We start from the raw sequence: 18836 nt of genomic DNA on the forward strand, positions 1-18836 counted from the left end.
TCATGCGCAACCCCGTCGGCGGCCATGTCCCCGTGGCCGGCGGCCTCGCCTCGACCGGCCTCACCTACGCCCGCGAGCTGGGCGCCGAGACCGTCCAGGTCTTCGTCGCCAACCCGCGCGGCTGGGCCACCCCGGCCGGCAACCCGGATCAGGACGAGAAATTCCGGGCCGCCTGCGCCGCCGAGGGCATAGCGGCGTACGTCCACGCCCCGTATCTGATCAACTTCGGCTCGCACACCGAGGCCACCGCCGACCGGTCCGTGGACTCGATGCGCCACTCGCTGCGGCGCGCCCGGGAGATCGGCGCGCTGGGTGTGGTCGTCCACACCGGTTCGGCGACCGGCGGCCGGTCGCGCGAGGTGGCACTGGCGCAGGTACGGGAGCGGATGCTGCCGCTCCTCGACGAGCTGACCCACGACGACGACCCTTTCCTGCTCCTGGAGTCGACGGCCGGGCAGGGGTTCTCGCTGTGCTCGCGGACCTGGGATTTCGGACCGTACTTCGAGGCGCTCGACCGGCATCCGAAGCTGGGCGTCTGCCTGGACACCTGTCACATATTCGCAGCCGGGCACGATCTGGCCGGGCCGCACGGGATGACACAGACCCTCGATCTGCTGGTGGAGACCGTGGGCGAGGGACGGCTGAAACTGATACACGCGAATGACTCCAAGGACGTCGTGGGCGCGCACAAGGACCGCCACGAGAACATCGGCTCGGGCCACATCGGCGAAGAGCCGTTCCGTGAGCTGATGCGCCACCCCGCGACGGAGGGGGTTCCGCTGATCATCGAGACGCCCGGCGGGAAGGAGGGCCACGCGTCGGACGTGAAGCGGCTGAAGGCGCTCCGTGATGGCTGAAATTCCTTGAGGAATACCCCCAGGGGGTATACGGTTTCTGATGTAGCCAGGAACCGCTACCGGACATTGGGGGAGCCATGCAGCACGACGCCGGCCACGTCGGCCACGTCGGCCACGAAGGGCACCACGCACACGGTCACGAGGGCCATGGTCACGAGGGGCACGGTCACGAGGGCCACGCCCACCACCAGCACGGCGGCGGCGAGGTCAGCTGGTCCATGGCCGCCCAGGCCACCCTCCACTGCCTCACCGGCTGCGCCATGGGCGAGATCCTCGGCATGGTGATCGGCACCGCCCTCGGCTGGGGCAACCTGCCCACGATGATCACCGCGATCATCCTGGCCTTCTTCTTCGGTTACGCGCTCACCCTGCGCGGCGTCCTCAAGGCGGGCGTCGGCTTCAGGACGGCCTTCCGGGTCGCCCTCGCCGCCGACACGCTCTCCATCGCGGTGATGGAACTGATCGACAACGGCGTGATCGCCCTGTGGCCGGGCGCCATGGACGCCCATCTCTCCGACATCCTGTTCTGGGGCGCGCTCATCTCCTCACTCGCCCTGGCCTTCGTCGTCACGACCCCGGTCAACAAGTGGATGATCGGCCGCGGCAAGGGCCACGCGGTGGTCCACCAGTACCACTGACCCCCACTGATACCCGCAGGGGATACGAGCGGCACTACAGCTCCGGGCCGTCCCCCGGCTCCTCCTGATAGGAGTAACGCTGCTCGGTCCAGGGGTCGCCGATGTTGTGATAGCCGCGCTCCTCCCAGAAGCCGCGGCGGTCGGCGGTCATGTACTCCACGCCCCGGACCCACTTGGGCCCCTTCCAGGCGTACAGATGCGGCACGACGAGCCGCAGCGGGAAGCCGTGTTCGGCGGTGAGCAGTTCACCGTCCTTGTGGGTGGCGAAAATCGTGCGGTCCGAAGCGAAGTCGGAGAGCCGCAGATTGGCGCTGAAGCCGTACTCGGCCCAGACCATCACATGGGTGACCGTGGGCGCCGGCGGGGCGAGCTCCAGGAGCGTACGGGCGGGCACCCCGCCCCATTCGGCCCCCACCATGCTGAACTTCGTGACGCAGTGCAGATCGGCCACGACCGTGGAGAACGGCAGAGCCGAGAACTCCTCATGGTTCCAGCACCGCTTGTCGCCGTCCGCCGTGGCGCCGAAGACCCTGAACTCCCAGCGATCCGGCTTGAACTTGGGGACCGGGCCGTAGTGGGTGACGGGCCAGCCACGCTGCAGCCGCTGCCCCGGCGGAAGCTCCGACTGCCCTGCTGTCCGGCGTTCCCCGCTCTCCGGCTGACCCATGTCATCCATGGTGACAGACTGCGAGGGGTGGTCATGACCAGGACCTACAGGATCGGGGCAACTCCTACTAAGCATGCACTTACTGGACGCCACCCACCCCCGGTGCGAGGATGCGGCCATCCTGCCCAGTCATACGCGCGGAAGGAGCCTCTGCGATGCAGGGCGACCCCGAGGTCATCGAGTTCCTCAACGAGCAGCTGACCGCCGAATTGACCGCGATCAACCAGTACTTCCTGCACGCGAAGATGCAGGAGAACTTCGGCTGGACGAAGCTCGCCAAGTACACGCGCGCCGAGTCGTTCGACGAGATGAAGCACGCGGAGGTCCTGACCGACCGGATCCTCTTCCTGGACGGCCTGCCGAACTACCAGCGGCTCTTCCACGTCCGCATCGGCCAGACGGTCACCGAGATGTTCCAGGCGGACCGGCAGGTCGAGGTCGAGGCGATCGACCGGCTCAAGCGGGGCATCGAGGTCATGCGGGCCAAGGGCGACATCACCTCGGCGAACATCTTCGAGTCGATCCTCGCGGACGAGGAGCACCACATCGACTATCTCGACACGCAACTGGAGCTGGTCGAGAAGCTCGGTGAAGCCCTCTACATCGCCCAGCTGATCGAGCAGCCGGAGAGCTGATCAGGCCGCTTCGGAGAGCCGCGGCGCCGCGTACGGCCCGGCTCCCGGGCCCGCCTGCGGGTCCGCGGCGAGTTCGGCGAGCGCCGGCTTCCCCTGGTCCACGAGATCACGCCGCGGGCAGTTGCCCCGGCCGAGGATGGCCTGGATCCGGCGTACGCAGCCGCCGCAGTCGGTGCCGGCCTTGCAGGCGGACGCGATCTGGCGGGGCGTACAGGCGCCCGCGTCGGCGTGCTGCTGGACCTGCTTCTCGGTGACACCGAAGCACGAGCAGACGTACACGCGGTTCACCTCCCGCCGGGATCAGAGCGTGATCGATAAGGTGAACCTAACCTTACCTGGCACCCCGGGCCCCGAAAAGCCCCGGATACGACGATGGGGCGCGGATCACATGGATCCGCGCCCCCTCGTCGTAGGAACGTCCTTACTGATCGCGGTACATCTCCGCCACCAGGAACGCCAGGTCCAGCGACTGGCTGCGGTTGAGGCGCGGGTCGCAGGCGGTCTCGTAGCGCTGGTGCAGATCGTCGACGAAGATCTCGTCGCCGCCGCCCACGCACTCCGTGACGTCGTCACCGGTCAGCTCGACGTGGATGCCGCCCGGGTGGGTGCCCAGGCCCTTGTGGACCTCGAAGAAGCCCTTGACCTCGTCGAGCACGTCGTCGAAGCGGCGGGTCTTGTGGCCCGAGGCCGCCTCGAAGGTGTTGCCGTGCATCGGGTCGGTCACCCAGGCGACGACCGCGCCGGAGGCGGTGACCTTCTCGACCAGCTCCGGGAGCTTGTCCCGGACCTTGTCGGCGCCCATGCGGACGATGAAGGTCAGCCGGCCCGGCTCGCGGTCCGGGTCCAGCCGGTCGATGTAGGTGAGCGCCTCGTCGACCGACGTCGTCGGGCCGAGCTTGATGCCGATCGGGTTGGCGATCCGCGAGGCGAACTCGATGTGCGCGTGGTCCAGCTGGCGCGTGCGCTCACCGATCCAGACCATGTGGCCGGAGGTGTCGTACAGCTTGCCGGTGCGCGAGTCGGTGCGGGTCAGCGCGCCCTCGTAGTCGAGCAGCAGCGCCTCGTGCGAGGCGTAGAACTCGACAGCCTTGAACTCGGCCGGGTCGGTGCCACAGGCCTTCATGAAGTTCAGCGCGTTGTCGATCTCGCGGGCCAGCTGCTCGTAGCGCTGGCCGGAGGGGGACGACTTCACGAAGTCCTGGTTCCAGGCGTGCACCTGACGCAGGTCGGCGTAGCCGCCGGTGGTGAAGGCGCGCACCAGGTTGAGCGTCGAGGCGGAGGCGTTGTACATCCGCTTCAGGCGCTCGGGGTCCGGGATGCGGGCGGCCTCGGTGAAGTCGAAGCCGTTGACCGAGTCACCCCGGTAGGTGGGCAGGGTCACGCCGTCGCGGGTCTCGGTGCCCTTGGAGCGGGGCTTCGAGTACTGGCCGGCGATGCGGCCGACCTTGACGACGGGCACGGAGGCCGCGTACGTCAGGACGGCGCTCATCTGAAGGAGGGTCTTGAGCTTGGCCCGGATGTGATCGGCGGAAACGGCGTCGAAGGCCTCGGCGCAGTCGCCACCCTGAAGGAGGAACGCCTCGCCCTTGGCGACGGCTCCCATCCGGGCGCGCAGCTGGTCGCACTCGCCCGCGAAGACGAGCGGCGGATACGACTCGAGGTCCGCGATCACATCGCGCAGAGCCTCGGCATCGGGGTACTCGGGCTGCTGCGCCGCGGGAAGGTCTCGCCAGGTGTTGCCACCGGTTGCGGTGGTCTTAGCGTTCACGGTCACCTGTAACACCTTACGGGGTCTTTCGTTCCGCCCATTCGTCCGCTCAGCAGATGAGACGGCTGTCCCAGAGGCGGCTGTGGGGTAGGGTTCGCCGCATGTTCGCGCAGCAGACCCAGATGACCCAGAACTGGTGGTGGACCGCTCATCCGGCGGCCCACTGACTGGCGCGTACACGAACACGCGAAGGCCGCCCGAGGGGCGGCCTTCTTCCGTTTCACGGGGCCGTTCCTCCCACTCGGAAGGAACACATCGCATGGACACCCCGCAGCTGGATCTCACCCGGCTCCTGGACGACTCCAGCCCTCCCTTCGCCCTGCTCCGCAGGCGCACGCCCGGCCGGGACCACGACACCGTCGAGGTCCTGATCGGCCCGGTGCACGAGGCCGAGCGGCTGGCCGACCTGCCCGTCGGTGAGCTGCCGTCGCTGGCGCTGGTGCCGTTCCGGCAGATCAGGGAACGCGGCTTCGACGTACGCGACGACGGCACTCCGCTGTCGGTCCTGGTCGCCGACGAGACGTACGAGCTGCCGCTGGCCGAGGCGCTCGACCGGCTGCCCGCCCACGACGTGCGGGTCGAGGGCGGCGGCTTCGACGTCGACGACGACGCGTACGCGGGAATCGTGCGCCGGGTCGTCGACGAGGAGATCGGCAGCGGTGAGGGCGCGAACTTCGTGATCCGGCGGACCTACACCGGGGACATCCCCGGCTTCGGCCGCGCCGACGCGCTGGCGCTCTTCCGCAGGCTCCTCTCCGGGGAGCGCGGCGCGTACTGGACCTTCGTCGTCCACACCGGCGAGCGCACCCTGGTCGGCGCGAGCCCCGAGGTCCATGTGCGGACGGCGGGCGGCACCGTGGTGATGAACCCGATCAGCGGGACCTACCGCTACCCGGCCGGCGGCCCCACCCCCGACGACCTGCTGGCCTTCCTCGCCGACCGCAAGGAGACCGAGGAGCTCTCCATGGTCGTCGACGAGGAGCTCAAGATGATGTGCACGGTCGGCGACATGGGCGGGGTGGTCGTCGGGCCGCGGCTCAAGGAGATGGCGCACCTCGCCCACACCGAGTACGAGCTGCGGGGCCGCTCCACCCTCGACGTACGGGAGATCCTGCGGGAGACCATGTTCGCGGCGACGGTCACCGGCTCGCCGGTGCAGAACGCCTGCCGGGTCATCGAACGCCATGAGGTCGGCGGCCGCGGGTACTACGCGGGTGCGCTGGCGCTCCTCGGGACGGACTCGGGCGGTACCCAGACGCTCGACTCCCCCATCCTGATCCGTACCGCCGACATCGACGCCGCCGGGCGGCTGCGCGTCCCGGTCGGCGCCACGCTGGTCCGCCACTCCGACCCGGCCGGCGAGGTCGCCGAGACTCATACCAAGGCGGCGGGGGTGCTGACGGCGCTGGGGGTCCTGCCGCCACGGCGGGGCGCGGAAGGGGCGGGGCGGCCGGAGGGGGGATCCGGACGGCCCCGGCTCGCGGACGACCCACGGGTGCGGGCCGCGCTGGACGCCCGCCGGGCCGACCTCGCGCCGTTCTGGCTGAAGATGCAGACGCGGTCGGCCGATCTCGCCGGCCATGCGCTGGTCGTCGACGGCGAGGACACCTTCACGGCGATGCTCGCCCATCTGCTGCGCTCCTCGGGCCTGGAGGTCACGGTCCGCCGCTACGACGAGCCGGGGCTGCGGGAGGCGGCGCTCACCCACCCGGGGCCGGTGGTCCTGGGGCCGGGCCCGGGCGATCCGGGCGATGCCGCCGACCCGAAGATGCGTTTCCTGCGCGCCCTCACCGCGGACCTCGTCCAGGGCCGGGCCAGGCGCCTGCTCGGCGTCTGCCTCGGTCATGAGCTGATCGCCGCCGAGCTGGGGCTGCCGATCGTGCGCAAGCGGACACCGTTCCAGGGGGCGCAGGTGCGGATCGACCTGTTCGGCCGCGAGGAGACCGTCGGCTTCTACAACAGCTTCACGGCCCGCTGCGACGAGGAGACGGCGGCCGAGCTGGCCCTGCGCGGCGTCGAGGTCAGCCGTGACCCGGCGACGGACGAGGTGCACGCGCTGCGGGGCCCCGGGTTCGCCGGGGTCCAGTTCCACCCCGAGTCCGTGCTGACGCTGGACGGCGCGACGGTGGTGGCGGACCTGCTGGCCGGCGTCCTGGTCTGAAGGCGCGGCCACCGGATCCGGGTCAGTCCGCCGGCGGCAGGAGGGGGCCCAGGGGGCCCAGATCGAGATTCAGGTCCTCCAGGGCGTAGCCGTGCTCGGCGCACAGCTCGGACATGCGGTCGTGCAGGGCGAGCAGGGTGGCTCCGAGCTCCTCCTCCTGCTCGTCGGTGAGGCCGCCGGCGTCGACCCGGCGCAGGGCCTGCCGTTCGATGAGCTGACGCAGCAGTTCCACCACGGTGAGGACGAGTTTGAGCAGGTCCTCCCCCACCTTCTCGTGGTCCGAGCGGAGCCGGTGCGCGGGGGCCGGCGGCTCGCCCGGGGCGGGGGGAGGTGCCTGGAGCAGCCTGAAGGCGGCCGCCATCGTGTCGCCGACGTCGTCCAGTTCGCCGCCCGGAGGGGGTGGCCGGCGGCGGTCCCCGGGGGCCGGCCGGTCACCCGTCATGCCGCTCACCGGCCCGGGGTGGTTCCGCGGGGGGTGTGACGGAGGTGATGAGGGCGCGCAGGGAGATCCGTACGAGGTCGATGTCGGCGACCGACAGGACGATGTCGCCGGTGAGGACGACCCCGCCGGCCAGCAGCCGGTCCAGGAGGTCGACGAGGGCCACCTGACGCCCGGGCAGGGCGGGGTCGCGGTCGGTGACACTCATCGCTCCGGCTCCCGCTCGGCCGGGGTGGTCGGCTCCGGGGGCGGCATGGCGAAGGAGTAGGGGGCCCACGGGCCGGTGACCTCGATACGGATCCCGGGCAGGGAGTCGGCAGCCTCGTTCAGGGCGGCCCGGAAACCGGCCGCGTGCTCGTCCGCCACCAGATAGGCGTCGTTGACCACGTTCTCGTCCCGGTCGTCGGCGTCGCCGCCCGCGAGCGCCCCGCTCTGGGGCGGGTGCCGTACGCGCTGGTCCGCGTACCGGGCGGCGATGTCGGCGATGCGGTCGGTCGCCTCCTGGGCCTGGCGGTAGTGGTCCTCGCGCGCGTGGTGCTGTTCCCTGCGGGCCCGGAGGTACGCCTTGCCGGGGCTGACGGGCGCGGGCTCGTCTCCGAAGGGGCCGGGGTCCGCGCGATCGGCAGCTGCGGGGCGGACATAGATCTTGACGCCGTACTCGGTCCGCCCGTCGAGCAGGGCGAGCCGCTCGGTGAACGTCTCCTGTTCGGCGGAGAGGGCTTCCAGCGCACGGTCGGTGTCCTGGTAGACGGTGGCCATGCGCAGGGGCAGCACGGTCATGGCGTCGGCGAGGGCCTGGATGACTTCGTGGTGGGCGCGGGCGGTGGCCTCGAGCCACTCGATGTCCTCGAATCTCGCCTTGAGGGACTCCTCGCGCCAGTCGGCGAAGGGCACCTGGCTCGTCACGAAGGCGGGCGGGTTCGCCCTCGCCGTGCCGGACGCGTTGTCGGGGGTATCGGGTGCGTCGGGGGTATCGGGTGCGTCTGGGGAAAGGACGGCGACCGGAGCGTCGGCGACGCCACGCAGAGCGGCGACGAGCTTCCCGAGTTCGGGCGTACGCGCGGCGACGGCGTACACATAGGTGAGGCTCCGCGGATCCTGGCCGTTCATCGGGGGCGCCTCCGCCCGGTGCCTTCGCCGGGTTCCTCACCCTCCGCCTCCTCGACGGGCCGCTCCACCGCGTCCCTGGCGCGCCCGCCGGTGGACCGGCCGGCGTCGAGCCGGTCGCGGCGCAGCTCCTCCAGCTCGGCGCGCAGACGGCGGTTCTCCTCGGCGAGCGGGTCGCCGCTGTGCCGGGAGGAGAGGGAGCGGTCGTACTCCCACCAGTCGATGCCCATCTCCTTGGCCTTGTCGACCGACGCGATCAGGATGCGCAGTTTGATGGTCAACAGCTCGATGTCGAGGAGGTTGATGCGGATGTCGCCGGCGATGACGATGCCCTTGTCCAGGACGCGTTCGAGGATGTCCGCGAGGTTGGCGGACGACCCCTGGGGGTAGCCGGCGCGGGAGGGCAGGGAACCGTAGCGGTTGGACATGGGCTCCGTCACGATGGGGACCTTCCTCGTCTCACGGCATGAGGCTGCTCGTCAGGCTTTGTCACTCCGCTTGCCGCTGCCGGAATTCCGTGATCTCCGAGAGCCGTGCGAGCAGTACGTCCTCCTGGTTTTCGAAAGTCTCCTCGTCGATCTCCCCGTGCTCGAGCCTCCTGTTCAGCTCGTTGAGCTGCCGCCAGACGGGCGCCGGGTCGTAGTACTCCGCCTCGGCCTGGTCGGCGACGCGCTGTGCGACCCACACCACGGCGCGTGCGGGCGCCAGAGGAGAGGTCAGCAGAGCGCTGAACAGTCCCATCACCGCACCTCCTTCACTGCACGAAGCTGTACGGAGGCAGGGGGCCGGCGAATCGGAACTCGACGTCGTCCCTCTCCTGCCCGAGCTTGGTCTCCGCCGCAAGGAGTTCCTCCTCCCGGTCCCGCTCCACCAGCAAGGAGAGGCTGAGGAGGTCGTCGCCGGTCGGCGGATGGACGCTGTGGTCCCGGGCGAGGGGCAGCAGCGCCCGGACCAGCTCGGCGGCCAGCTCCTCCTGCCGGTCGCGGACCTGCTGTGCGACCAGTTCTCCCAGCGCGATCGGGAGCCGGGGGTCGGAAGCACCGGCCCGGATCTCGTCGTTCAGCCTGCGCGCCTCCGGGGAATCCTCGAGGATCTCGCGCAGCAGGTCGTCCTCGTTGCGAGATGCCTTGACGTGGTACTCGGCGCAGCCCTCCAGCCTTTCGAGGGCTTCGGCGTACTGGTCCGCGCGCTCCTCGAGCACCTGCCGTACGGCGGTCTCGTCGGGTGCCACATAGCCGAACTGGAGCGGAAGGACGGTCCCGTCGGTCATCAGCCGGTCCTGGACCTCCTGGTGGGCGGTCAGGTCCCGGCGCTTGGGCCGGATCTCCTCCTCGACCTCGCTGACGATCGCGCACAGCGGACCGGCGGCGACCGATCGCAGGGGGGCGGGTTCGGTGCCGACGCCGGTCAGATCGCGCAGCTGACGGGGGTGGTCGGCAGCCGTGATCGCGTAGACGTAGAGGGCCATGGGTCACTCCCTCTCCCGGCGGACCGGGCGGCGGGCGGCCGGCCGCTTGCGGCGCGGCGGAGGCGCTTCCTCTTCCGCGTATTCCTCTTCCCGATCCTCGTCCTCGTCGGACTTGCCGCCCAGGGACTGCGTCACCGCTTCCACGGCACCGCTCAGCGCGCCCTTGGACTTTCCCTTGGCCCCGCCCTCGACCATGTTTCCGACCACTTCCGGAAGCTGGGCGGGCGCCTTGCGGCCCGCCTCCAGATCGAGCCTGTTGCAGGCTTCGGCGAAGCGCAGATAGGTGTCGACACTGGCGACGACGATCCGCGCGTCGATCTTCAGGATCTCGATGCCGACCAGGGAGACGCGTACGAACACGTCGATGACGAGCCCGCGATCAAGGATGAGTTCGAGGACGTCGTACAGACTGCTCGTGCCACCGCCGCCTCCGCCCCTGGCAACCGTGCTTCCGCTCTGCGGCACCATGGTCATGGCGCTTCCCTCCAGGGCCGGCCTGGCCTCAGGCCGGTCAGTCGATCATGCCCCGGCTGTACCGCCGGGTCCGTTCGTAGGAGACCAGCTCGCCTTCTTCGTCGATCGTGACCTTGTAGCTGGCCATCACGCTGGTGGTGTCCGGGATGCGTTCCAGTTCGAGCACTTCGACCTGGGCCTCCCAGCCGTCTTCTGTCGGTTTCAGTGAGGAGACCCCTTCGGGACTCCGCCCGATCAGCTCCGACAACTGCTCGGCGGCCGACCGCATCGCCTTGGCCGCGCCCACGGAGCCGTGCCGCCGGGCGGGGGCCCTGCGAGGGGGCCGACTGCTCGGGCGTTCGGCTTCCGCGTCGTCGGCCGGGAGGGGCCGCCGACGGCGAGCCGGTTCTGCTGCGGCCATATGGCTCTCCCCTCGAACCGCGGCTTCTGTCCTCGCGACTCCCCGAAGAGGAATCGCCCATGCCTCTCGAACCACAGATTTTCATCCTATAGAGGCATATTCGGTTCCTCGGAGAGCAGGGGCCCAGTGACCGCCCGAGCGAAACAGCGCCGACGCCCCTTCGGGCCCGGTGCATCGGGACTTCAGCGGCTGTCGGCGGCCGCGGCGCCTGGCGAAAGGAAAGGCCAATGCAGGACACGTCGAAAATCACCCTCGCGGCCGCCGTGGTGGGCGGCTACGTACTGGGGCGAGCGAAGAAGGGCCGTTTGGCCTTCAGCATGGCGACGTACATGGCCGGTCGCAGATTCGGCATCGAGCCGGGTCAGCTCCTGACGCAGGGCCTGCGCAAGCTCGGCGAGATGCCACAGGTCGCCCAGCTGGGCGAGCAGGTCCGCGGTGAGGCCCTGGACGCCGGCCGCAAGGCTCTGGTGGCGACCGCCAACCGCAAGCTGTCCGGGCTCGCGGACTCCCTCCACGAGCGCACTCTGAGTCTGACCAACGGCCAGGACGAGGAGGAAGAGGAGGACCAGGACTACGACGAGCAAGAGGGCGCCTACGAAGAGGAGCCGTACGAAGACGAGGCGTACGAGGACGAGGAGCCCGAGGAGGCCGAAGAAGAGGCCGAGGAAGAGGAAGAACCGGAGCAGGAGGCCGAAGAAGCCGAAGAAGAAGAAGAGGAGGAGCCCGAGGAGGAAGAGGAGGAGCAGGAACCCGAGGAGGAGCCCGCGCCGCGTCGGCGCTCGCGGCCCTCGCCCCGCTCCGGCTCCGCCAAGACCGCCCCGGCCCCCCGGCGCCGGGCACCGGCAAGGGAGTCTGCGTCCAAGCGCGCCGCCCCCGCGAAGAAGACCGCGGAGTCCCGCGCCCCGGCGAAGAAGGCACCGGCAAAGAAGGCCGCACCGGCGCGCAAGACCTCGCCGTCACCCTCGTCGTCCTCTCGAAGCGCACCGGCCAAGAAGGCCGCCAAGCCGGCCGCGTCCAAGGCCTCCGCCAAGAAGGCGCCCGCCAAGAAGGCGCCCGCCAAGAAGGCACCGGCCAAGCCAGCCAAGAAGGCGCCGGCCAAGAAGCCGGCGGCGAAGTCCAGCGGTCCGGGCCGGCCCTCGCGGACGGGCTCCGCGAAGAAGACAGCGGCGAAGAAGACGACCGCTCGCAAGCCGTCGAGCCGGAGGTAGCACCATGGCCACCAAGGAGCGCGACAGCGGGGGCGGCACGCAGACCATCCTCGACCAGCTACTGGACGAGGCGGCCGGGTACCTGGCCGCCCAGGCCGAGCAACTGGCCGACAAGGCCGCGGGCAAACTCGGCGACGTCACCGACCAGCTCAGCGACGTCGCGGAGGGCGGGGGTTCCCTCGCCGGCATCGGCGGCCGGTTGCTCCAGGGAGACTCGCCGCTGAAGGCAGTGGTGGGCGAGCAGTTCGGCGGCCTCAAGGACAAGATCACCGGCACGGCGTCCAACCTGCTCGGGGGCGGGAAGGGCAAGGGCCGCAAGAGCAGTCCCAAGGTCACCAACATCATCGAGGTGACGGATGTCGGCGTGCCCCTGCGCACCGCCTATGACCACTGGACGCAGTACGAGGACTTCGGCCAGTTCGCCAAGGGAGTCCGCAGCGTCTCCCAGGAGGACGACACCAGCTCGGACTGGAAGGTCAAAGTGGGTCCGTCCACCCGCAGCTGGAAGGCCACCGTCGAGGAGCAGATACCCGACGAACGCATCGTGTGGAGCTCGGAGGGCGCCAAGGGAACCACGCGCGGCTGCGTCACCTTCCACGAGCTCGCGCCGTCCCTGACCCGCGTCATCGTGGTCGTCGAGTACTACCCGAGCGGGCTTTTCGAGAAGACGGGAAACCTCTGGCGGGCGCAGGGCCGGCGCCTGCGCCTGGACCTCAAGAACTTCAACCGCCACGTCATTCTCTCCACGGAAGAGCCCGAGGGCTGGCGCGGCGAGATCCGCGACGGCGAGGTCGTCCGGACGCACGAGGAGGCCCTTGAGGAGGAGGAGAACGAAGAGAACGAAGGCGTGGAGGACGAGGAGCGCGAGGACGAGGAGGAGGAAGAGGAGTATCCCGAGGAGGGCGCGGACGAGGAGGCCGACGAAGAGGCCGAAGGCGAATACGAAGGCGAGTACGAGGACGAAGACGCGGACCAGGACCAGGAAGGCGCGGACGAGGAGGAGGAAGAGGAAGAGCCGCCCCGCCGGCGACGGCGCTGAGGCCGGCGCCCGGCGTCTCTTCGTCCCGTCCGCGCAGAATCCCGCAACGCACGAGACCACCGTGCCCGACGAGGCCGGGGCCGACGGTTCTCCGTCGGCCCCGGCCCGTGCGGCCCGGCCGCCTCAGTGCTTGAGGGTGTCCTTGGCCTTCTGACCGGTCTGCTTCGCGTCACCGGCGATCTGCTCCGCCCTGCCCTTCATCTCCAGGCTTTCGTTGCCGAGAGCCTTGCCGGTGTCCTCCTTCGCCTTCCCCTTGGCGCTTTTGGCCGCGTTCTTGATCTTCTTCCCGCCAGCCATTCCTGCCACCTCCAAAAAGTGGGCAAAAAGCCTATAAGGGTCATGCCCATCCCGGCGGCCGTCATGCGGAGGCGGCCGCGTCAGCCGAAGAAGACGCCCACCTCGGCGTAGAGCGCCGGGTCGACGGTCTTCAGCCGGGAGGTCGCCTCGGCGATCGGGACCCGCACGATGTCCGTGCCGCGCAGCGCCACCATCTTGCCGAAGTCGCCGTCCCGCACCGCTTCGATGGCGTGCAGCCCGAACCTGGTCGCGAGCCAGCGGTCGAAGGCGCTCGGCGTGCCACCGCGCTGCACGTGCCCGAGGACGGTGGTGCGCGCCTCCTTGCCGGTGCGCCTCTCGATCTCCTTGGCCAGCCATTCGCCGACGCCGGAGAGACGGACATGCCCGAAGGAGTCCAGCGTCCCGTCCTTGAGGACCATCTCCCCGTCCTTGGGCATGGCGCCCTCGGCGACGACGACGATGGGCGCGTAGGTGGCCTTGAAACGCGAGGTCACCCAGGCGCAGACCTGGTCGAGGTCGAAGCGCTGCTCGGGGATGAGGATGACATTGGCGCCCCCGGCGAGCCCGGAGTGCAGCGCGATCCACCCCGCGTGACGACCCATCACCTCGACGACCAGGACCCGCATGTGCGACTCGGCCGTGGTGTGGAGGCGGTCGATGGCCTCCGTGGCGATACCCACCGCGGTGTCGAATCCGAAGGTGTAGTCGGTGGCGGAGAGATCGTTGTCGATGGTCTTCGGTACGCCCACGCACGGGATGCCGTATTCGTCCGAGAGCCGCGCGGCGACACCGAGGGTGTCCTCGCCGCCGATCGCGATGAGGGCGCCCACCTCCTCCTTGGCGAGGTTGTCCTTGATCCGGCGGACGCCGTTCTCCTCCTTGAGGGGATTGGTGCGCGAGGAGCCGAGGATGGTGCCGCCGCGGGGCAGGATGCCGCGCACGGCGGGGATGTCGAGCCGTACGGTGTCGCCGTCGAGGGGACCGCGCCAGCCGTCCCGGAAGCCGGTGAAGTCGTAGCCGTACTCCTGGACACCCTTGCGGACGATGCCGCGGATGACCGCATTGAGTCCGGGGCAGTCGCCGCCCCCGGTCAGTACTCCGACCCGCATGGAACCTTCCCTTCGCCGTGCTGGTGACGTATGCGGGTCACGCTAGTAGTGACCCAGGTCACTACGGCACGGTACGAAAGGTGAATTCCCGTACGCCGGGCGGCAGCTGACGCCCACTCGTTCACCCGTACGTGTAAAGGGGTGTGGGGTCAGGCGTCGTCGAGGCCGCGTTCGATCGCGTACCGCACGAGCTCCACCCGGTTGTGCAGCTGGAGCTTGCCCAGGGTGTTCTGCACATGGTTCTGCACGGTCCGGTGGGAGATGACCAGGCGCTCGGCGATCTGCTTGTAGCTCAGCCCCTTGGCCACCAGACGCAGCACCTCGGTCTCGCGCTCGGTGAGCTGCGGCGCCCTGGGCTCGTCGGGGCCGGCGGCAGGCGCGGGCTCGGAGGCCAGCCGGCGGTACTCGCCGAGGACCAGGCCCGCGAGGCCCGGGGTGAAGACGGGGTCGCCGACGGCGGTGCGGCGCACCGCGTCGATCAGCTCCGCCGTACTGGCCGACTTCAGCAGATAACCGGTGGCGCCGGACTTCACCGCCTCCAGGACATCGGCGTGCTCCCCGCTGGCGGAGAGCACCAGGACCCTCAGCTTGGGGTCGGCGCCGACCAGCTCCTTGCAGACCTGGACACCCGGCTTCGCGGGCAGATTGAGGTCGAGGACGAGCACGTCGGGGCCGGCGGCCGGGGCGCGGCGCACGGCCTGTTCGCCGTCGCCCGCCGTGGCGACCACGTCGAAACCGGCCTCGGCGAGATCGCGGGCGACCGCGTCCCGCCACATCGGGTGGTCGTCGACCACCATCACCTTGATCAGCTGCCGCTCTTCACTCATCACGTACTCGCCTTCCCCCGTGGGACCTTCAGTTCGACTTCCGTGCCCTGGCCCGGGACCGAGACCAGCTCGGCCGCGCCGCCCAGGTCCCGGAGCCGGCCGCGGATGGAGAGCGCGACGCCCATGCGCCCCTCGCCCTCCGCCTGCGCGAGCCGGCCCTCGGGGATGCCGGGACCGTCGTCCCGGACCGTCACGATCACTTCGTCCGGCCAGTCCTCGACCAGGATCCAGGCGCGGGCCTCGTCACCGGCGTGGACGCGGACGTTGTCCAGCGCGGCACCGACGGCGGCGGCCAGCTCCCTGGCCGCGGACGGCGGCAGCAGCACCGGTGCGCCCGGGTCCGCGAGGGTGACCCGGGCCCCGGCGCGCGGCGCCAGCAGGGTCCTCAGGTCGACCGGGCCGTCCTCGTCGGGCTCCTCCACGATCCGTACGACGGCCCCCTCGGACTCGTCCTCGGAGACCAGGGAGGGCCGGGTCATGCCCCCTGCGACGAGGGTGCGCAGCGCGACCTCCTGCTCGCCGGCCATCCGTCCCAGCTCGGCCGCCTCGCCGCCGATGGCGGTCCCCCGGCGCTGCACCATCGCGAGCACCTGCAGGACGCTGTCGTGGATGTCCCGGGCGAGCCGCTCGCGCTCACGCGTGGCCGCCTCGATCTCCAGGGCCCGGGCGAGGGTGCGTTCGGAGGCCCGGGCGACCTCGACGACGTACCCGATGGCGACCGAGGCGATCCAGACCAGCAGGACGTTGTGGAGGGTGTCCCGGCTGGGGCTTCCGCGCTCGACGATATTGGCCACCGCGACCAGCGAGGAGGCGAAGCCGGCCCACCGCCAGCCGCCCTTGATGGCGTACGCGAGGACGGCGCCGGCGGTCCATATCGACGGCAGGGTGGGGCCGTCGATCTGCTGGGCCTGGGCGTCGGCGAGGGGGGTGAGCAGGATGCCGGTGAGGGCGACGGTCAGGTCGGCGACCAGGAAGCGCCTGGTGCAGCGAGCGGCGCTCGCCACCTTGGGCAGCGTGGCGAGGGTCCACACCGCGAGGACGGCCAGGAAGACGACGGCCACCCAGGGGCGTTCGTACCGCTCGCGCGAGAAGACGAAGAGGAAGACGGCGTACAGCATGGTCAGCACGCGGTAGCCGGTCAGCGCGCGCCACAGCGGCTGCTCGACCGACATCCGCACGACACGCTCGCGCTTGGCCATATCCCCCACCCCTGGGTGCTCTGCGAACGGCGCGGTCAGGCGCCGGACTCCTCGCGTGCGGCGATCTCCGCCTTGACCGCTTCCTTGGCGGCCTTCTCGGCCTCGGCGATCTGGCGCTTCGCGGCCGTCGCGTAGATGTCGACGTACTCCTGGCCGGAGAGCTTCATGATCTCGTACATGACCTCGTCGGTCACCGAGCGCAGGATGAACCGGTCGCCGTCCATGCCGTGGTAGCGGCTGAAGTCCAGCGGCTTGCCGATCCGGATACCCGGGCGCATCAACTTCGGGACGACCTTGCCGGGCGGCTGGATCTTCTCGGTGTCGATCATGGCGACGGGGATCACAGGCGCGCCGGTGGCGAGCGCCACGCGGGCGAGGCCGCCGGGCTTGCCGCGGTAGAGGCGCCCGTCGGGCGAACGGGTGCCCTCGGGGTAGATCCCGAAGAGACCGCCGCCCTCGATGACGTCGATACCGGCCTTGATCGCCGCCTCACCGGCGCCGCGGGCGCCGGAGCGGTCCACGGGGAGCTGGCCGACGCCTTTGAAGAAGGCGGCGGTGAGCTTGCCCTTCACGCCCGGCGAGGTGAAGTACTCGGCCTTGGCGATGAAGGTGACCTTGCGGTCCAGGACGGCCGGAAGGAAGAAGGAGTCGGAGAAGGAGAGGTGATTGCTCGCGAGGATCGCCGGTCCCTCGGCGGGAATGTTCTCGAGGCCCTCCACCCAGGGCCTGAAGGCGAGCTTCAGCGACCCTCCGATGGAGAACTTCATAGCGCCGTAGATCAAAGCGAGTGCCTCCCGTGTTCCATGGAACAGACCTTATCCCGTACGGGGCCCGGGCCCCCGCTCGCGGGGCTGCGACGGCGCCGATCCGTCTCGACCGGGGTCGACACGGATCGACCGGGGTCGACAGGGGTCGACAGGGGTCCGTGACGGCCCTGGTCGGGTGTCGGTCCGGTCGCGTACGGTGAAGTACACCTTCCGAGCCACATCGAACCCCCCGAACAGGAGACCCCGGTGCCGGTCCTCCCCGGAGCCGAGCCGTACCGCCATGAGGGCGGAGAGGTCGGCGTTCTTCTCTGTCACGGATTCACCGGATCCCCGCAGTCGCTGCGCCCCTGGGCCGAGTATCTGGCGGAGCGCGGGCTCACCGTATCGCTGCCGCTGCTGCCCGGGCACGGCACCCGCTGGGAGGACATGCAGGCCACCACCTGGCAGGACTGGTACGCCGAGGTGGACCGTGAGCTGCGCTCCCTGGTCGACCGCTGCTCCCAGGTCTTCGTCTTCGGCCTCTCGATGGGCGGGGCGCTGACCCTGCGGCTGGCCGCGAAGCACGGGGACGCGGTGGCGGGCATCGTGCTCGTCAACCCGGCGAACAAGGTCCACGGGCTGTCGGCCTACGCGCTGCCGGTCGCCCGGCACCTCGTGCGCACGACGAAGGGGCTGACGAGCGACATCGCCCTGGAGGGCGCGACGGAGGTCGGCTACGACCGGGTGCCGCTGCACGCGGCGCACTCGGTGCGGCAGTTCTTCCGGCTGGTCGACGCGGAGCTGCCACAGGTCACCCAGCCGGTGGTGCTGCTGCACAGCCCGCAGGACCATGTCGTACCGCCGGCGGACACGGCCCGCATCCTGAGCCGGATCTCCTCGACGGACGTCCAGGAGATCCTGCTGGAACAGAGCTACCACGTGGCGACGTTGGACCACGATGCGGGGCGGATCTTCGAGGAGAGTTACGCGTTCATCGGCCGACTCGCTCCTGGCATCGCGAAGAAGGGGAGCCCAACCGGTGGCTGAGCAGCAGGACTCGCAGGACTCGCAGGACCCTCAGGGACCCGACCACGAGGGCGACCGCGAGCCGCGGCCGATCGACGAGGAGGCGGCCTGGGCGGCGATCGTCGCCGGGTACGGCGACGAGCCCGCCGATCCCCCGGGCGCCAAGCCGTTCAAGTCGATCGAGGACCTGAGCCTGCTGGAGGACGACGTCAACGAGACGCCGAAGGGGCAGCCGGGAACGGGGCCGGCGGAGCCGGAGACCGACAAGCCGCTCGGGAGCTCGGTGACCTTTGCTCCCGGGGTCGGCACGGCCGGCCCGCGCGACTACGGCGTTGCGGAGCCCGCCGAGGGTGACCTGAGCGGCGGGGACGACAGCGACGAGGGCCACTTCGTCCCGCCGGAGCCGCCGCCGCTGCCGGAGGCCGACGCGACGGCCAAGTTCGCCTGGCTGGGTGTGGTGGGCGGGCCGGTGCTGATGCTGGTCGCGGTGCTGCTCCAGTGGGACATGACCTGGTGGCTGGCGACGCTCTGCGTGGGCGGCTTCCTGGGCGGCTTCGCGACGCTGGTGGCCCGGATGAAGCACGACGAGGACGACGAGAACGACGACCCGGGGCGCGGCGCGGTGGTGTAGCCCGCGTGGTGCCGTGCCGTGCCGACCGGGCGGTGGGCGGAGGCAGGGCGCGGTGGGCGCAGCCCGCGTGGGTGCCGTGCCGGACGGGCCGTGGGCAGGGCGCGGCGCGGTGGTGCAGCCGCGCGGTGGCCATGTGGCCG

Annotated in this window: 25 protein-coding genes; 9 read left to right on the forward strand and 16 right to left on the reverse strand. The window is 70.4% G+C overall.

Translation table 11 applies throughout. The features are described 5' to 3' along the window. Positions 1 to 2 precede the first annotated feature (2 nt). Both ACZ5VC_RS01735 and ACZ5VC_RS01740 read left to right on the forward strand, forming a co-directional pair. A complete protein-coding gene (locus ACZ5VC_RS01735) occupies positions 3 to 857 on the forward strand; it encodes a deoxyribonuclease IV (RefSeq protein ID WP_469118142.1) in 855 nt (284 codons plus the stop codon). A 77-nt stretch (positions 858 to 934) separates the two neighbouring features. Beyond that, a complete protein-coding gene (locus ACZ5VC_RS01740; RefSeq protein WP_469118143.1) occupies positions 935 to 1495 on the forward strand; it encodes a DUF4396 domain-containing protein in 561 nt (186 codons plus the stop codon). Between the two features lie 34 nt (positions 1496 to 1529). Here ACZ5VC_RS01740 and ACZ5VC_RS01745 read toward each other — a convergent pair whose 3' ends face one another. Then, complete coding sequence (locus ACZ5VC_RS01745; protein ID WP_469118903.1) at positions 1530 to 2162, reverse strand: sulfite oxidase-like oxidoreductase; 633 nt, start codon at positions 2160 to 2162, stop codon at positions 1530 to 1532. A gap of 155 nt (positions 2163 to 2317) precedes the next feature. Between ACZ5VC_RS01745 and bfr the strand changes: the two genes are divergently transcribed. Then, a complete protein-coding gene (bfr, locus tag ACZ5VC_RS01750; protein ID WP_469118144.1) occupies positions 2318 to 2797 on the forward strand; it encodes a bacterioferritin in 480 nt (159 codons plus the stop codon). Here the strand turns inward: bfr and ACZ5VC_RS01755 are convergent, their stop codons facing one another. Beyond that, positions 2798 to 3076 (reverse strand): (2Fe-2S)-binding protein, encoded by a 279-nt coding sequence (locus tag ACZ5VC_RS01755; protein WP_469118145.1) that lies wholly within the window; start codon positions 3074 to 3076, stop codon positions 2798 to 2800. A gap of 142 nt (positions 3077 to 3218) precedes the next feature. Next, positions 3219 to 4571, reverse strand: coding sequence for a class II 3-deoxy-7-phosphoheptulonate synthase (locus ACZ5VC_RS01760; protein ID WP_469118146.1), 1353 nt, complete (start codon positions 4569 to 4571; stop codon positions 3219 to 3221). 95 nt (positions 4572 to 4666) lie between these two features. On the opposite strand from ACZ5VC_RS01760, the gene ACZ5VC_RS01765 reads away from it, so the two are divergent. Together ACZ5VC_RS01765 and ACZ5VC_RS01770 are read left to right on the forward strand one after the other, a co-directional pair. Continuing rightward, entirely contained in the window at positions 4667 to 4732 is a 66-nt protein-coding gene (locus ACZ5VC_RS01765; protein WP_469118904.1) for a trp operon leader peptide, read from the forward strand. A 92-nt stretch (positions 4733 to 4824) separates the two neighbouring features. Next, a complete protein-coding gene (locus ACZ5VC_RS01770; protein ID WP_469118147.1) occupies positions 4825 to 6726 on the forward strand; it encodes an anthranilate synthase family protein in 1902 nt (633 codons plus the stop codon). A gap of 22 nt (positions 6727 to 6748) precedes the next feature. Here ACZ5VC_RS01770 and ACZ5VC_RS01775 read toward each other — a convergent pair whose 3' ends face one another. The 8 genes from ACZ5VC_RS01775 to ACZ5VC_RS01810 all read right to left on the reverse strand — a co-directional run bounded on the left by ACZ5VC_RS01775 (position 6749) and on the right by ACZ5VC_RS01810 (position 10614). Beyond that, positions 6749 to 7168 carry a gas vesicle protein K gene (locus ACZ5VC_RS01775; RefSeq protein ID WP_468704994.1) on the reverse strand — a complete coding sequence of 140 codons (420 nt, stop codon included), beginning with the start codon at positions 7166 to 7168 and terminating at the stop codon, positions 6749 to 6751. Then, on the reverse strand, positions 7158 to 7373 hold the full coding sequence (locus ACZ5VC_RS01780) for a gas vesicle protein (protein ID WP_469118148.1): 216 nt from the start codon (positions 7371 to 7373) through the stop codon (positions 7158 to 7160). The genes ACZ5VC_RS01775 and ACZ5VC_RS01780 overlap by 11 nt, the downstream gene beginning before the upstream one ends. After that, positions 7370 to 8275, reverse strand: a complete 906-nt coding sequence (locus ACZ5VC_RS01785; RefSeq protein ID WP_469118149.1) for a GvpL/GvpF family gas vesicle protein — start codon at positions 8273 to 8275, stop codon at positions 7370 to 7372. Before ACZ5VC_RS01785 ends, ACZ5VC_RS01780 begins: the two co-directional genes overlap by 4 nt. Continuing rightward, positions 8272 to 8700: a gas vesicle protein GvpJ gene (gvpJ, locus tag ACZ5VC_RS01790; RefSeq protein ID WP_469118905.1), complete on the reverse strand. Its 429-nt coding sequence runs from the start codon at positions 8698 to 8700 to the stop codon at positions 8272 to 8274. Before gvpJ ends, ACZ5VC_RS01785 begins: the two co-directional genes overlap by 4 nt. A 61-nt stretch (positions 8701 to 8761) precedes the next feature. Next, positions 8762 to 9013, reverse strand: coding sequence for a gas vesicle protein GvpG (locus ACZ5VC_RS01795; RefSeq protein WP_468705000.1), 252 nt, complete (start codon positions 9011 to 9013; stop codon positions 8762 to 8764). 13 nt (positions 9014 to 9026) lie between these two features. Then, positions 9027 to 9740 carry a GvpL/GvpF family gas vesicle protein gene (locus tag ACZ5VC_RS01800; RefSeq protein ID WP_469118150.1) on the reverse strand — a complete coding sequence of 238 codons (714 nt, stop codon included), beginning with the start codon at positions 9738 to 9740 and terminating at the stop codon, positions 9027 to 9029. A 3-nt stretch (positions 9741 to 9743) separates the two neighbouring features. Then, entirely contained in the window at positions 9744 to 10214 is a 471-nt protein-coding gene (locus ACZ5VC_RS01805) for a gas vesicle structural protein GvpA (RefSeq protein ID WP_469118151.1), read from the reverse strand. Between the two features lie 37 nt (positions 10215 to 10251). Further along, the gene (locus ACZ5VC_RS01810; protein ID WP_469118152.1) at positions 10252 to 10614 is read right to left on the reverse strand and encodes a gas vesicle protein GvpO; all 363 of its coding nucleotides are present in this window, start codon (positions 10612 to 10614) and stop codon (positions 10252 to 10254) included. Positions 10615 to 10841: 227 nt separating this feature from the next. Here ACZ5VC_RS01810 and ACZ5VC_RS01815 point away from each other — a divergent pair, with 227 nt between their 5' ends. Together ACZ5VC_RS01815 and ACZ5VC_RS01820 are read left to right on the forward strand one after the other, a co-directional pair. Beyond that, the gene (locus ACZ5VC_RS01815; protein ID WP_469118153.1) at positions 10842 to 11822 is read left to right on the forward strand and encodes a histone protein; all 981 of its coding nucleotides are present in this window, start codon (positions 10842 to 10844) and stop codon (positions 11820 to 11822) included. 4 nt (positions 11823 to 11826) lie between these two features. Continuing rightward, entirely contained in the window at positions 11827 to 12861 is a 1035-nt protein-coding gene (locus tag ACZ5VC_RS01820) for an SRPBCC family protein (RefSeq protein WP_469118154.1), read from the forward strand. A gap of 123 nt (positions 12862 to 12984) precedes the next feature. Here the strand turns inward: ACZ5VC_RS01820 and ACZ5VC_RS01825 are convergent, their stop codons facing one another. The 5 genes from ACZ5VC_RS01825 to ACZ5VC_RS01845 all read right to left on the reverse strand — a co-directional run bounded on the left by ACZ5VC_RS01825 (position 12985) and on the right by ACZ5VC_RS01845 (position 17060). Beyond that, complete coding sequence (locus ACZ5VC_RS01825) at positions 12985 to 13158, reverse strand: CsbD family protein (RefSeq protein WP_469118155.1); 174 nt, start codon at positions 13156 to 13158, stop codon at positions 12985 to 12987. A gap of 80 nt (positions 13159 to 13238) precedes the next feature. Beyond that, positions 13239 to 14267: a 6-phosphofructokinase gene (locus ACZ5VC_RS01830; protein ID WP_469118156.1), complete on the reverse strand. Its 1029-nt coding sequence runs from the start codon at positions 14265 to 14267 to the stop codon at positions 13239 to 13241. Between the two features lie 149 nt (positions 14268 to 14416). Beyond that, entirely contained in the window at positions 14417 to 15094 is a 678-nt protein-coding gene (locus ACZ5VC_RS01835; RefSeq protein WP_469118157.1) for a response regulator, read from the reverse strand. Further along, complete coding sequence (macS, locus tag ACZ5VC_RS01840; RefSeq protein ID WP_469118158.1) at positions 15094 to 16293, reverse strand: MacS family sensor histidine kinase; 1200 nt, start codon at positions 16291 to 16293, stop codon at positions 15094 to 15096. The genes ACZ5VC_RS01835 and macS overlap by 1 nt, the downstream gene beginning before the upstream one ends. A gap of 35 nt (positions 16294 to 16328) precedes the next feature. Next, a complete protein-coding gene (locus ACZ5VC_RS01845) occupies positions 16329 to 17060 on the reverse strand; it encodes a lysophospholipid acyltransferase family protein (RefSeq protein ID WP_468706208.1) in 732 nt (243 codons plus the stop codon). Positions 17061 to 17306: 246 nt separating this feature from the next. Here ACZ5VC_RS01845 and ACZ5VC_RS01850 point away from each other — a divergent pair, with 246 nt between their 5' ends. Together ACZ5VC_RS01850 and ACZ5VC_RS01855 are read left to right on the forward strand one after the other, a co-directional pair. Next, the gene (locus ACZ5VC_RS01850) at positions 17307 to 18086 is read left to right on the forward strand and encodes an alpha/beta hydrolase (protein WP_468705019.1); all 780 of its coding nucleotides are present in this window, start codon (positions 17307 to 17309) and stop codon (positions 18084 to 18086) included. After that, the gene (locus tag ACZ5VC_RS01855; RefSeq protein ID WP_469118159.1) at positions 17998 to 18696 is read left to right on the forward strand and encodes a hypothetical protein; all 699 of its coding nucleotides are present in this window, start codon (positions 17998 to 18000) and stop codon (positions 18694 to 18696) included. Before ACZ5VC_RS01850 ends, ACZ5VC_RS01855 begins: the two co-directional genes overlap by 89 nt. The last annotated feature ends 140 nt before the right edge of the window (positions 18697 to 18836 follow it).

The organism is Streptomyces sp. NPDC033174 (assembly GCF_055577795.1).